9 protein-coding genes are annotated in these 13,034 nt (G+C 61.4%); 8 read left to right on the top strand and 1 reads right to left on the bottom strand.

The window, feature by feature from the left end; all coding sequences use genetic code 11:
* Positions 1 to 77 precede the first annotated feature (77 nt).
* From K3725_RS18470 to K3725_RS18460, 3 genes are read left to right on the top strand one after another with little or no spacing between them, the layout of a single operon-like run.
* Positions 78 to 746: a TRAP transporter small permease gene (locus K3725_RS18470; protein ID WP_260016700.1), complete on the top strand. Its 669-nt coding sequence runs from the start codon at positions 78 to 80 to the stop codon at positions 744 to 746.
* Complete coding sequence (locus tag K3725_RS18465) at positions 746 to 2,104, top strand: TRAP transporter large permease (RefSeq protein ID WP_260016699.1); 1,359 nt, start codon at positions 746 to 748, stop codon at positions 2,102 to 2,104. The genes K3725_RS18470 and K3725_RS18465 overlap by 1 nt, the downstream gene beginning before the upstream one ends.
* A gap of 13 nt (positions 2,105 to 2,117) precedes the next feature.
* A complete protein-coding gene (locus K3725_RS18460) occupies positions 2,118 to 2,891 on the top strand; it encodes an IclR family transcriptional regulator (RefSeq protein ID WP_260016698.1) in 774 nt (257 codons plus the stop codon).
* A gap of 232 nt (positions 2,892 to 3,123) precedes the next feature.
* Here K3725_RS18460 and K3725_RS18455 read toward each other — a convergent pair whose 3' ends face one another.
* Positions 3,124 to 3,624: an META domain-containing protein gene (locus tag K3725_RS18455; protein ID WP_260016697.1), complete on the bottom strand. Its 501-nt coding sequence runs from the start codon at positions 3,622 to 3,624 to the stop codon at positions 3,124 to 3,126.
* Positions 3,625 to 3,825: 201 nt separating this feature from the next.
* On the opposite strand from K3725_RS18455, the gene K3725_RS18450 reads away from it, so the two are divergent.
* The 5 genes from K3725_RS18450 to K3725_RS18430 all read left to right on the top strand — a co-directional run bounded on the left by K3725_RS18450 (position 3,826) and on the right by K3725_RS18430 (position 12,947).
* Positions 3,826 to 9,321, top strand: a complete 5,496-nt coding sequence (locus K3725_RS18450; RefSeq protein WP_260016696.1) for a hypothetical protein — start codon at positions 3,826 to 3,828, stop codon at positions 9,319 to 9,321.
* Between the two features lie 22 nt (positions 9,322 to 9,343).
* Positions 9,344 to 10,048, top strand: coding sequence for a CpXC domain-containing protein (locus K3725_RS18445; protein ID WP_260016695.1), 705 nt, complete (start codon positions 9,344 to 9,346; stop codon positions 10,046 to 10,048).
* 260 nt (positions 10,049 to 10,308) lie between these two features.
* The gene (locus K3725_RS18440; RefSeq protein ID WP_260016694.1) at positions 10,309 to 11,349 is read left to right on the top strand and encodes an NAD-dependent epimerase/dehydratase family protein; all 1,041 of its coding nucleotides are present in this window, start codon (positions 10,309 to 10,311) and stop codon (positions 11,347 to 11,349) included.
* A 243-nt stretch (positions 11,350 to 11,592) separates the two neighbouring features.
* Positions 11,593 to 12,096 (top strand): hypothetical protein, encoded by a 504-nt coding sequence (locus tag K3725_RS18435; protein WP_260016693.1) that lies wholly within the window; start codon positions 11,593 to 11,595, stop codon positions 12,094 to 12,096.
* Positions 12,097 to 12,215: 119 nt separating this feature from the next.
* Positions 12,216 to 12,947, top strand: coding sequence for a metallophosphoesterase family protein (locus K3725_RS18430; protein WP_260016692.1), 732 nt, complete (start codon positions 12,216 to 12,218; stop codon positions 12,945 to 12,947).
* Positions 12,948 to 13,034: the final 87 nt, after the last annotated feature.

Genomic DNA, 13,034 nt, shown 5'->3' with positions numbered 1-13,034 from the left:
CGGCGCCAGAGGCACGCGCCGGCCTTGTTGGCCCCGGCAGGCCTGTCTTGGCTGCCGGGAACTGAGGGGAGGAACAAATGCAGCTTTGGCCGGATATCGCCGCCATTTTCAGCGCGTTTGCATCAGAGGACAGCTGGGAAATACGCAATGCGCTGGAAAGCAATGCCGCCTGGGTGCTGGGCACCGCCGCCGCCGCTCTGGGCGGCCTTGTAGTGATGCTGGTTTACCGGCTGATTCCGCTCTTGGACCGGCACCTGGAGCGCACGATCATGGTGTGGAGCTACCTGGCGATTGCTTTTATCATCTTCTGGGGGGTGATTGACCGCTTCGTGTTCAAGAACCAGCAGCCCTGGTCCACCACCATTCCGCCGCTCTTGTTCATGATCATGGCTTGGTTCGGGGCGGCCTTTAACGTGCGGCTGCGGACCCATCTGAGCTTTTCCGAGTTCAGAACTGTCATGCCCCGCTGGGCGCAGATGGGATGCCTTGCCCTGGATGCGGTCCTTTGGTTCGGCTTTGCGGTGATTGTCTTTGTCACTACCACCCGGCTGACCGCGCTGTCGGCCTCCAACTTCCAGATTGTTCTGGGCACCGACAGCGTGCTGCAATGGTGGTTCCTGATCACCGCGCCGATGTCCTTTGTCCTGATGATCGCGCGGGTGTTTGAAAACTTGGCTGACGACATCCGCAACTACCGCAGCGGCGCACCGCTGATCAAACAGGCCGTGATCGGAGGAGACGTGTGATGGATACGGGAACCTGGGTCACGCTGATCTCGATTGGGGTCACCTTCCTGTTCATGCTGGGGGTGCCGGTGCTGCTGGTTATCGGCTATTGGGTGATTGGCTGCTCCTTCGTGCTGGGACTGACACTCGACAACATGGGTGCGGAGCTCTTGAACGTGTTCAACAAGGGATTTGCGCTTTTGGCGATGCCGCTTTTTATCCTGACCGGCGACCTGATCAACCAGTCCGGTATTGCCCGGCGCCTTTCGGATTTTGCTTATGCCTGCCTCGGCTGGATGCGCGGCGGACTGGCGATGGCCTCGCTCGGCGCCTGCGGGTTGTTTGCCGCCATTTCCGGCTCTAACTCGGCAACCACCGCCACCATCGGCTCAATGCTGCACCCGGAGATGGTCAAGGGCGGCTATGACGAGCGCTTCTCGGCTGCCACAGCCGCCGCGGGCGGCACCGTCGGCATCATCATTCCGCCGTCGATCATCTTTATCGTCTACGGTTTCCTGATGAACCTGCCGATCTCCGACCTGTTCGTGGCCGGCATCCTGCCCGGCGCGATGATGGTTATCGGCATGCAGCTCGCCTGCTGGATCATCTGCCGGAAGAACGGCTGGGGCTTTCTGATCCCCTTGCAGTTGAACCGGGTCCTGAAAACCGCCTTCGGCGCCTGGCTTGGCTTCTTTGCCATCGGACTGGTTCTGTGGGGCATTTACACCGGCAAGTTCTCCCCGACCGAAGCCGCAGGCGTCACCGTCGGCTTCTGCGTCATTGCTGGTGTCCTGTCCTGGGTCGTGACCAAGATCACAGGCGCCCGCAGCGATAAGACCTGGGAGGAGAAATCCTTTGCCGAGATGCTTGTGGTTGAAGGCTTCACCATTCCGCAAATCCCCGGCATCGTGGTGCGCTCAGCGCAGATCACCGGCATCCTGGCGCCGCTGATCGCAATTTCGGTGGTGATGCAGCAGATTCTCTCGCTACTCGGGGCGCAGCAGGCAATCGGCGGGTTTGTTACCTCTATGGGCGGCTACCATGCAGTGCTGTTCACCTCGATGGTCATCGTGTTCTTCTCTGGCATGGTGCTGGAAAGCCTGCCGGTGACCATCATCTTGGCGCCGATCCTGGCCCCCATCGCGGCCTCCGTCGGGGTTGATCCGATCCACTTTTCGGTGATCTTCCTGGTCGGCGCTTCTATCGGCTTCATCACTCCGCCTTATGGATTGAACCTCTACGTCGCATCCGGTGTGACCGGTGTTCCGTATTTCCGCCTGCTCCGCTATACGGTTCCTTACCTTGCAGCCCTGATCGGGGTCTGGTTACTGGTCTCGCTGGTTCCTGATTTCGCGCTGGTGCTGCTGCCCAACAAATAGCGATGAGGCGGCGATGGCAGCGGATGCGCCGGAAAAGAAAGAGGGGCAAATCCCCACCAACCTGCGCCTTCTGGTGCTGCTGGAGGAGGTTGTCCGCCGCGGCGTAGCAGTTAAACCAGCAGAGATGATTGATGCCATGGGCTTGCCTAAACCCACCGTGCACCGGCTTATGCAAACAGCTGAGGCCGAGGGCTTCCTGCAGCGAGACCTTGACGGAAGGGCTTATGGGCCCGGCCCGCGGCTGCGCAAGCTGGCGCTGAACACCATGTCGTCGGAGCACCTGCGCACCGCCCGCCTGAGCATCCTCAAGAGCGTGGCCGAGGAGCTGGGCGAGACCTGCAATCTCGCCACGCCGGATCGCGAGGGGATGATCTATTTGGACCGGGTGGAAACCAAGTGGCCGCTGCGTATTCAGCTGCCAGTTGGCACTCAGGTTCCTTTCCACTGCACCGCCAGCGGCAAGATGTACCTGTCGACACTGAAGGCAAACACGCTTGACGCGGTACTGCGGGCTCGGAAACTGGAGGCGGTTACCCCAAAAACCTGCACCGACCCTGATAAGCTCAGTGCGGAACTGGCGGCCATTTCCAGCCTCGGTTACTCCACCGATGATGAGGAATTCATTGCGGGAATGGTCGCCGTTGCGGTCCCTGTTCAAGACGTTCGCAAACGGCTGATTGCAACACTGTCAGTCCATGCTCCGGCCCAACGGCGAAGCCTGCAGGAACTTATGGAATTCCTGCCAGAATTGCAAAGAGCAGCATCGGAACTGGCTCGATTGTCCTGACTGAGCAGATCGAAGCACTGGCAGTGCCGGACGTTTTTCCGATTCAACAAGGTCAGCCCGGCTTGTGCCATTGCGGTCCCTAGTCCTTCCCCAACGGCCTCCAAGTATTTTTCTCAAAGACGGCAACGACAAGCATTCACCGGCTCCGTCCTGTACTGCGGATCAAGGACAGCTAAAAACACCGCCAGAACTGAGCAAAGGAAAGTGGAGCCGAAGCCGCCGTAGCGGCCTGTCAGCCTGCCAGCCGCTTGGCCCACAGCAGTGGCTGGTCAAAGTTATACATCACCAGTTGACCTTCATTATCAACTTCCATGCGGTTAACCAGACTGATCTGCTGCATGAAGTCGCGTTCAATGATCATGGTCTCTTCGTCGCATAGCCCGCCGCCCGTCTGGACGGGCGAAAACATCAGGTTTTTCAAGTCAGCTCCGAAAGTTGTTGTGAAACTGCGGCAGGGGCTGGAACCATATAGCGTGCCTGCGTCAAAATCGAACCGCAGATCATCGAACGGTTCCAGGTCGACGCCCTTGACCTTCAGCACAATCCAAGGGCCATTCAGATCTGTTGCGGTGGTTGCTGGCATTGGAATTCCTTCGCCATGTCCGGTTCTTCTGTCAGAGGCAAATGACAATGCAGCCAACCCGCAGCAGGCACCAGCAAAAATCCCAAGAAACGCCAGTCGGATCCGGCGCGGTTTCTTAGACTTCTGTTCCTGCAACGGCCGGAAGCTCATAGCCGTTTCACCTTGATGTTCATGCTATGGGAGTCTGCTGAGCCTGCATCACTTGACAAGAGAAAAATCTTGTCGGAATCCGGCGTCCATGCAACGCTGCAAGTAGAATGGCGATAACTTGCTATTTTTAAAAGGTTTTTCAGTTTCGGGAGCTACCCCATGCCTCTTGACGGATCCGCCGCAAAGGAAATCAAGCAACAGATGGCAATCGCCCGAAAGCGCGCGCTTTATTTCGGTTTGTGCTTCGGCAAAAAGATCGAGAATTCGGTGTTCCTCACCCACAAGACCAAGGCTGCCAAGGTGCTGGGCAAGCAGGCGAAATCCGATGGCGAAACCCCGCAGTTCACCTTCGGCACCCTGAGGCTGGACGGCAAGGAACTGTCGATGTCGGTCGAGGGCAAGATCGTTCCCGGCATGGCCCGCAAAGCCAAGAAGATGTTCATGGTGGTCGGGCTCAAATACAAGATCCTCATTCTCGACCCGTCTGGCAATGTCGTCGAGTCGGAGGCCGATGATGAGGATGAAACGGCAGAGGACGTCCCCCAGGCCGCCCCGGCTGCCAGCGGCGACACCGCCACCGAAGCGCCGGCTGAGGCACCGGCCGCCCCTTCCGCCGAACCGGATCCGGCGGGGGCCAAGTGGAAATCCACCGCCGCCAAGGTCGAGGCCAGCATGGCCAAGCTCCGGGATATTGCCGGTATCGACCTCTCCAAGGCAGAGGCGCTGTGGAAGGCGATCCAGGCCAGGGCTGAAGGCAGCGGTTTTTCTGCCGCTCTGGAGCATGTTGGCAAACTCTCCGCAGAGATGAAAACCGCCGCCCAGGACGCTGCCATCCGCGCCAAGCGGCAAAGTTTGCTGGAGGGCAAGTGGCAGCAGGCAGAGGCCAAGCTGGAGCCGCTGATCGACGAGGTGCTGGCACTGAAGACTGCGCAGTCGCAGAAGATCGAAATCGTCTGGACCCAAATCAAGGCCCGCGTGGCCGCCAACCCGCCGGATTATGAGGGCGCGCTCAAGGCAGTCGGCCCGCTGGCGCAGGCGATTTCCAAGGCCCGCCAGGCCGCCGCCGAGGCAGTCGGTGGGGAGACGCCTCCTGCGAGCACCGAAGCAGCAGCAGGCGGTGATACCGCGACCGCAGCCAAACCCGAAGCCCCGGCCAAAGCGCCGGAACAGGCCGCACCGCCCTCCGGCGACACTGGCAGTGAGACCGGGGACGCCACCGTCGACGAACAGATCGCCCGGATTGAGGCCGCGCTCAAGGCACTGAAAGACGGGCCGGTCAAGACCTACAACACCATGATGCCGGAAGCCGTCAGTCAGACTCCGGACAAGTGGAAAGCCGCGCTAGACAAGGTGGCGGCACTTGCCGCCCAGGCTAAAGCCAAGCCGGAAGATGCCAGCGGCGCCAAGCTGGACGCCGGTGAAAAGACACTGGACGCGCTGGAAAAGGCTGTTGCCGCCGACACTCAGGCCAAGACCGCGTTCCAGAAGGCTCTGGAAATCTTCGATCTGCGCATGGTGCCTCTGACCAGCCACCCAAAGGCCGCGGCGCCTGAAATCGCACCTGAAATCACCCGCATTACCGGACTGCGCACCGCCGCGGCGGACAAGGCCAAAGCGCATGATCTGAAAACGGCCACCGCCGACTTGACCGCGGCCGAAGCGGAGATTGCCAAGGCCGAAACCCTGGCCGATGAGTTCGCCCATTTCATGGCGATCGACCCCGACCGCAAGGCGCTGGCCGACTCGGCCCGCGGCGTAACAGTCGGCGATCCGGCAGTGGATGACGCAGCACGCGAAATGGAGCGGTTGTATGATGCGGCGCAGCAGGACAAAGCCGCCAAGAAGTTCAAGGATGGCATCCAGAAGCTGGACGAGATCGCCAAGGTTCATGAAAGAACCGCCAAAGTGCGCAAGCAGCGCAAGCTTTTTGAAGACTGGCGGCCCAAGGCCAAGACCTGGGTTGACAGCTGGGCAGGCCTTGGCGCGCCGGTAAAGGCACTGCTGCAGGATAAGCTGGACGAGGCTAACGGCTATTACACCGGTTCAGACGTTGCCACGAGCAAGGATTACACAGAGTCGATTAAGCTTTTGGGCAAGTTCTGGGAAATCCGCCCCTTCATCGAAAAGGAAATCCCGGTTGTTCAGCAGTACGGCCCCAAGCTCACTGCATTCGAGGCCAAGCTGAAGGAGTTCAAGGACCACGACGGCGCCTCGGGCATCCAAGTGATCATCCTCAAGATGGAGGCCGACCTGGCATCCGCTAAGGCCGAGGCGGTACTGCACAAATACTCCACCGCCCTGACCCTGCTGGACGGCACCCAGGGCGATTGGCCCGCCGCAGCCGCCCAGGCGGATGCCTGCAAGGCCTACAAGGAAAAACGCGTCGCGGTTCAGGGCAAGATCGACCCCCTGAAGAACGTGCCGCAGGCCGCAGCCATGCTGGAAGACGCCAAGGCCCTGATGGCAGAGGCCGCGGCAGCAGCTCTGAAACTGGACTTCACTACCGCCAATGCTTGCGTGGCGGACGGCGAAAAGCGGGCGGACAGCGCCAAGGCCGCGGCAGAAGCTGCGGTGGAGCTGGACGGATTGACCGATACCGCCGCACTCGACGATCTGAAGAAGAAGTGGGATCCGGCCTTCAAGGTCTTCACCGATATCCGCGACAAAGTGGTCGCGGCGGACACTGGCAATGATTTCACCGCGCTGATCGCCAAGGCACAGCTGCCCGCGGCGGAGGCCGAAAAGGCCAAGACCGCCAAGAAATACGACGATGCCCGCGCATATCTGGACAGCGCCATCTCGAACTTGAAGATGGCGATGGTGCTGGTCCACCAGCACCGTGCCTTTGGCGAACTGAAGACCTCGCTGGACGCACAGGCGGCTGCATTGGCTCCGCTGAACGATGTCAATTGCCTGCAGCCGCATCTGGATGACATCACCCGGCTGACTGGCGAGGCGGGTAACCTGATCAAGCCTGAAGCCTATGACTACAAGGGGGCGGAGGCCAAGCTTGCTGCCGCGCGCAAGATCGCGGATCAGGCCCGGGCCGACGGGGAGATTTTCAAAGCAATCAAGGCGGACCGCACCAAGGCCACGGCGATCATCGCCAAGATCACTACCGAGGGCGGCGATGTTGAAACCCAGCTGACCCACCGCAAGACCGAGGTGCAGGACCTTCTGGACGAATGCACCGCCAAACAGACATCCCGCGATTTCAAGGGCGCAGCAGAGAAAGCCAAGGCCGCCGCAGGCTGGGAGAAGGCGACGGATGAGGATCTGAAGACCCTGAAAACCGTGCTGGGCTGGGAAACCCCCTTCTTCAAAACACCACGCGCCACGCTGATCGGCCCGGGCAAGGAGGCCGGGGTGCATCAGATTGCCCGTGCCGATGCTGATTTTGCCAAATACGAGGCGATGAAGGCCGCCCATACTTATTCGGCCGCGCTCAGGATGTTCGAAAAGGCGTATCAAAAGATTGAGGCCTGCAAGCTCCTGCTGGCCGCAGCCGCTCCCTACAACCAAACAGTAACAGACACTCAAGCAGCGGTGGATGCGCTGGCGCCGGAAAGCAATGATGCCACCAAGGACCGGATCAAGACGCTGACCGACCGGCTGACGGCCGCCAAGCTTGACACCGCGCGGACTGATTTGACCGACAACGATTATACCCAGGCGATCAAGCTGTTGAAGCAGATCGCTGAGGACGCCAAGGCGCTGCTGAAGTCGGTCAAGGGCTCGTCTGATTACGAATCCGCCCGTGCCGCCGCCGAGGGTAAGTTGGCCGAGGCCAAGGGCCACAAACACGCAGACGCGATCCAGGCCCAGCTGACCCGGTTGACCGCAAAATACGACAATCTAACCAAGCTGGCACCCAGCGACTACGCCACCGCCAAGACCATGGCTGAGGAGGTGAACAAATCTGCTGAGGAGGCGATCAGTTCCGCCAATACCCATGGCATTCTTGAGGCGGTGAACTCCGCCATCGGCGGCGACGAGGATAGCGCCCCCTGGTGGCCGCAGGTGCAAGCGGCGAAACTGTCGATCAAGGCAGTGGGCAGCCGCGAGAACGCCGACGTCGCCAAGACCCATCTGGACACCGCCAATACCGAGATTGAGAACTGCCAGAAGGACGGGCTGGACGCCAAGACCGCCAAGGGCCATCTCAAGGCAGCGCTGGAGGCCTGCAACACTGCCAATGAGGTGATCTCGCAATATGCCTTCATCGCGCAGGAAATCACCCGCGCCCGTTCCGCGCTGCCGCCTCTTACAAGCCACGCGGAAGCTGCCTATGTGAAGGACGAGACAGATGCGATCGAAAAGCTTCTGGATGGCGCCGGAACCGCTGCCAAGGGCGGCCAGAACTACGGCAAGGTCAGCGCCGATATCGAGGCCGCCATTTCCCGGACTAAAGCGGCGCTGGAAATGGCGGAGCAGCACCAGAAATATAAGGAACTGCGCGCCAAGCCAGAGGTTGAGCCGCGCCTGAGCGTGCTGGAGAAGCACGAGCACCGCTATGCCATCAAGCCCAGCATCGACGCAATGCGCAAGAAGCTGGGCGATGCGGCGGCGGCCGTGGCCGGCAAGAAACCTGGCGACGGTGTCAATCTGCTGGAAGAGGCTCGTGCTATCGGCACCAGTGCCTTTGTGATGGCAGAAATGCGTGCCAACACGCCGCCCAAGGAAGACGATATCAAGGAAATCCTGTCGCGGCCCAACGGCACCGCGGAACTGGATGCGATGATCGATAACCTGGAGCCGGAGGCGCAGCGCGCCGTGGTCAAGGTCGCTTTCAAGGCGCGGTTCGGGTGCGATATCAAGAACTTCAGCAACGAGAATCTGGCTCCGGCTTCAGAGATTGCTGACAATAACCTGAAGGGGCCGAATATCGTCGCTTTCTACAAGGCGATGCAGGACCTGCCGCTGGATCACACGCTGAACAATGACTCGCTGCAAAATTTCGCCGTGAACGAGGCGGCCAAAGGCGGGTCAATGTACCAGGGAGACAAGAAGCGGATTGTGATGCATGAGGGAGACGCCGGAGCGTCGCCCAACTATGCCTTCGGCAGTGACGACGCGGTGGGCAGCCTGGATGATGCCGCCACCCCGGAAGAGCGTGCGGAACTGGAGAAATGCAAGCCCGCCAATGAGGAGCCGGTCACCTTCTTTAACTGGAACACCCTGCATGAGGTTGGCCATGCGGTGGACGACAAGCATGGTTTCATGAACAGCAATGGCAAGAAGAAGGAATACGGAGGCTGGACCGAGCACGGTATGGATATCTCCGGTATCGCGGACAAGATTGCCAAGAAATTCAGCTATGACACCGCTTATGTCACCGAATACATGGCGCATAACAAAAGTGCCCATGTGCCTTCCAAACCGGAGGACGAAACCTGCTCGGATGAGGATTGGGAAAGCCGCCGTATCCAGATGCAGGCCTTTGTCGACATGGCGTCGGAACCGGCGCAGCCCTGGTCCAGCATGGCCACCGCCAAGAAGCTGGCGATCGGCGGCGTGGTCTACCAGGAAAGCTACCCCAACGCCTGGAACTCCTACCTTCTGAGCGAGCGCGCCAAGGGGATCACCGGCTACCAGTTCCGGGCACCGGGTGAATGGTTCTCAGAGCTTTATGCGGCCTATCATTCCGGAAAGCTGAAGCCGAACCACCCCGCGGTTGGCTGGCTGTCGAAACTCTGACCCGTTGAAAGGCTGCTGACCAATGTCCCTATTTCACCCTGTCAATCTGGTCTGTCCGCACTGCGAGGCGCCGGTGACCATGATGGCCGTGGGCAGCGTGAACGCTGACCGCCGCCCCGACCTGCGCGAAGACATTCTGGAGGACCGTTTCCAGGACGCCGAATGCGGCACCTGCGGCGAAGGTTTCCGGCTGCAGCCGCAGTTCAACTACCTGGATGCGGGCCGCGGACAATGGATCGTCGCAATGCCCGCCAGCCGCCTGCGCGACCACCTGGGGCTGGAGGACGACGCCAAGGCCCTGTTCGATACCAGCTACGGGGCGAAGGCCCCGGCAGCGGCCCGAGACGTCGGCAGCGGCCTAGCGGTGCGGCTGACCTTCGGCTGGCCCGCGGTGCGGGAGAAACTCCTGGTCAGGCAGCTGGGCCTTGATGATGCTATCGTGGAGATGATGAAGCTGCATATCCTGCGCAGCGTCGAGTCGGTTCCGATGGCCGAAGGGATAGAACTGCGCCTGGTTGAGGCGGACGAGGAGACTGACGGCTATGTCTTCGCCTGGCTGGAGACAGGATCAGAGCAGTTTCTCGAATATATGACAATCCCGGCGGAGCTTTACAGGGCCATCCAGGGCAACCCTGAAGGCTGGGCTGCGATCCGGCAACGTCTGGAGAACGGATGCTTCGTGGATATGCAAAAGCTGTACATGGGGGACGGCCGGCAACCCGGCTGATGTTTGTCCGCTGCTGTCTGAAAGAACGGGCACAAAGCCGCAGCCAGGCCTGTTTCCGTGCGGGCTTCGTATTTGGGGTGAGTAGTACGGGCTGGGTTGTTTAACCTTTTCTTTGGCTTACGTATTGTGCATGACCACCGGGCATGGCCCGGCCCAACCTGGCTTGCGATAAACTACAGCGGATGCCGGAGCACCTGCAAAACAGCACCATTGCGCCGCGATTCAACCTTCGCGGCTCAGACAGATCTAGGAGCAGACAGATGACCCAGCAAACCGTCCTTGTCACCGGGTCATCCGGATTTATTGGCTACCACTTGTGTCAGTTGCTGCTGGAGGCCGGTTTTCGCGTTTTGGGTATCGATAACCTCTCTGACTACTACAGTGTCCAGCTCAAAAAAGACCGTCAGGCGAAGCTGGTTCAGCACCCGGATTTCACAGTGGTCAACCGCAGCATCGAAGAGCCGGGTCTCATGCTGGATCTGTTTGCAGGGCACAGGCCGGACTACGTTGTGCATCTCGCAGCCCAAGCCGGGGTGCGTTATTCCATCGAAAATCCGCGGTCCTATCTGGAAAGCAATATAACCGGCACTTTCGAAATCCTGGAGGCTGCCCGCGCTTATCCGCCACACCACATGCTGCTGGCCTCCACGTCGTCGGCTTTTGGCGCCAATACCGGAATGCCCTACAAGGAAACCCAGAAGGCCGATCACCAGATGTCCTTCTATGCCGCCACCAAGAAGGCGACTGAAAACATGGCGCATTCCTATGCTCATTTGTTTGGCTTGCCAGTAACCATGTTCCGCTTCTTCACCGTCTATGGCCCATGGGGGCGGCCTGATATGGCCTTGTTCAAGTTCACCAAGGCGATCCTCGAAGGTACGCCGATAGACGTTTACAATTTCGGCGACATGAAACGTGACTTTACCTATGTAACTGATTTGGTTGAAGCAATCCGCCTGTTGCTGGATGCGATGCCGGTCCGCCCGGCAGACGGTGTTGTGCCGGAGGGGGACAGTCTTTCGCCGGTTGCGCCGCACAGGGTCGTCAATATCGGCAATTCCGAGTCCGTCCGGCTGACCACATTTATTGAAGCCATCGAAGCGGCCACTGGCTGCAAGGCTCAGCAGAACCTGATGCCAATGCAGGCCGGTGATGTGCCTGCCACCTGGGCAGATGCGTCGCTGCTGCAAAGCCTCACGGGCTATAAGCCGCAGACTGCAGTGCAAGAGGGTGTTTGCCGTTTCGTGGAGTGGTATCAGGAGTACTACCGCCCAGCAGTCTTGCCGCACGCGGCTGGCTGAGCAACTTGCTTGCCTGCAGCGAGATGTGTTGCGGCGGCGGCGGTTGCTTCCGGGGATTTCGGGCTGATCTGAGCGGGTTCGGCTTGGGTTTGGCGGGGCTGCGTTAAGATCCCTTAAAATTTGCCTAACATGCGGGCTAAAGTGTTGATAATGTACTAACTTTTGCCACATCCGCACCCCGGCCCGCCCGCAGGGGGTGTCTATCCAGTCTCCAACGCCCGTGTTTGCCTTGGAGATCTGACCATGCCGGCCCTTGCCCCCCTGTCCCGCGCCCGTTCCGCCCTTCGCCTGGCCGCCTGTCGCCTGGCCGCTAGGGCGGCCGCCGCCTGCGGCCTGGCGCTGATGCTGCAGCCGTCTGCGGCGGCGGCCCAGCAGACCTATGTGGTGGGCAGCGACCGCGGCGGCTACCTGCATGACCGGCTGATCGAGCTCAGCAACCTGCAGAAGCACGGGGTGCGGGTCGAGATCCGCGGCAAGGTCTGCTATTCCACCTGCACCATGTTCCTGGGCCTGCCGGGGGCCTGTGTCGATCCGGCCACCACTTTCGGCTTCCACGGCCCCTCGCGCGGGGGGCGGCGCCTGACCCAGGAGAAGTTCGACTATTTCAGCCGGGTGATGGCGCAGTATTACCCGGCGCCGCTGCAGTCCTGGTTCATGGCGGAGGGGCGCAACCGGATTTCCGGGGTGCACAAGATCAAGGGCAGCGAGATCATCCGCATGGGGGTGCCCGCCTGCAGCCGCGCCTGAGCGGGCCGCCTTGCCCCGCAGCGGGCGGGGGGGTATCACCCTGAGACAGTCCTTGCCCCGGCGCGCGGCCCTGCGCCGGGATTTTGCTGCATCCGGGGCCGCCGGGAGGCCTGGCATCCGTGCTGTCATCCTTGTTCAACAGTCTCTGGCCGGCGGCCCGGTTTGACGACCCGGCGCCGGGGGCGCCGCTGTGCGTGATCGGCGATGTGCATGGCTGCCTGGAGCTGCTGGAGGCGATGCTGGCCAAGGTGCCGCCGGGCCACCGGACGGTGCTGGCGGGCGACTATATCGACCGGGGCGAGCAGAGCGCGGGGGTGCTGCGCTATCTGAGCGGCCGGGCGGATCTGACCTGCCTGATGGGCAACCACGAGGCGATGCTGCTGGCGTTCCTGGAGGATCCGGCCCGCGCGGGCGGGCGCTGGATCCGCAATGGCGGGCTGCAGACGCTGGCGTCCTTCGGGGTCCGCGGGGTGCGGCCGCAGATGACGGCGGAGGAGCTGCGCGGCTGCCGCGATGACCTGCGCGACCGGATGGGGGCGGCGCTGATTGCCTGGCTGGCCGGGCTTCCGGCCTCGCTGCGGACGGGCACAGTGCTGGTGGTGCATGCCGGCGCGGATCCGGGCGCGGCCCCGGAGGCGCAGCCGCAGGACGTGCTGCTGTGGGGACATCCGGCGTTTTTGCGGCGGCCGCGCCGGGACGGGATCTGGGTGGTGCACGGGCACACCATCGTTGCGGCGCCCGCGGCGGCGCAGGGCCGGATTGCCATCGATACCGGCGCCTATGCCGGCGGGGCGCTGTCCGCGGTCTGCCTGGACGGCAGCGCGCCGCGGTTCCTGCAGGTGCGCAGTTAGGGTCTGATTCCAGGGGGCGGCCGGCGGGCGGCGGCGGTGCAGCCCGGACACAGATGGCCGCCAAGGCCGGGGTTGCCCGGTGGCGGA

Source organism: Leisingera sp. S132, assembly GCF_025144465.1.
In the GTDB taxonomy this organism is placed as follows: domain Bacteria; phylum Pseudomonadota; class Alphaproteobacteria; order Rhodobacterales; family Rhodobacteraceae; genus Leisingera.
This window is presented reverse-complemented; position numbering and strand designations above follow the sequence as displayed.

Bases quoted from the DNA above. Each gene is read 5' to 3' on its own strand.
- K3725_RS18435 (WP_260016693.1), top strand. From the start codon at position 11,593: ATGCCGGCCCTTGCCCCCCTGTCCCGCGCCCGTTCCGCCCTTCGCCTG.
- K3725_RS18460 (WP_260016698.1), top strand. From the start codon at position 2,118: ATGGCAGCGGATGCGCCGGAAAAGAAAGAGGGGCAAATCCCCACCAAC.
- K3725_RS18450 (WP_260016696.1), top strand. From the start codon at position 3,826: ATGGCAATCGCCCGAAAGCGCGCGCTTTATTTCGGTTTGTGCTTCGGC.
- K3725_RS18440 (WP_260016694.1), top strand. From the start codon at position 10,309: ATGACCCAGCAAACCGTCCTTGTCACCGGGTCATCCGGATTTATTGGC.
- K3725_RS18465 (WP_260016699.1), top strand. From the start codon at position 746: ATGGATACGGGAACCTGGGTCACGCTGATCTCGATTGGGGTCACCTTC.
- K3725_RS18445 (WP_260016695.1), top strand. From the start codon at position 9,344: ATGTCCCTATTTCACCCTGTCAATCTGGTCTGTCCGCACTGCGAGGCG.
- K3725_RS18455 (WP_260016697.1), bottom strand. From the start codon at position 3,624: ATGAGCTTCCGGCCGTTGCAGGAACAGAAGTCTAAGAAACCGCGCCGG.
- K3725_RS18470 (WP_260016700.1), top strand. From the start codon at position 78: ATGCAGCTTTGGCCGGATATCGCCGCCATTTTCAGCGCGTTTGCATCA.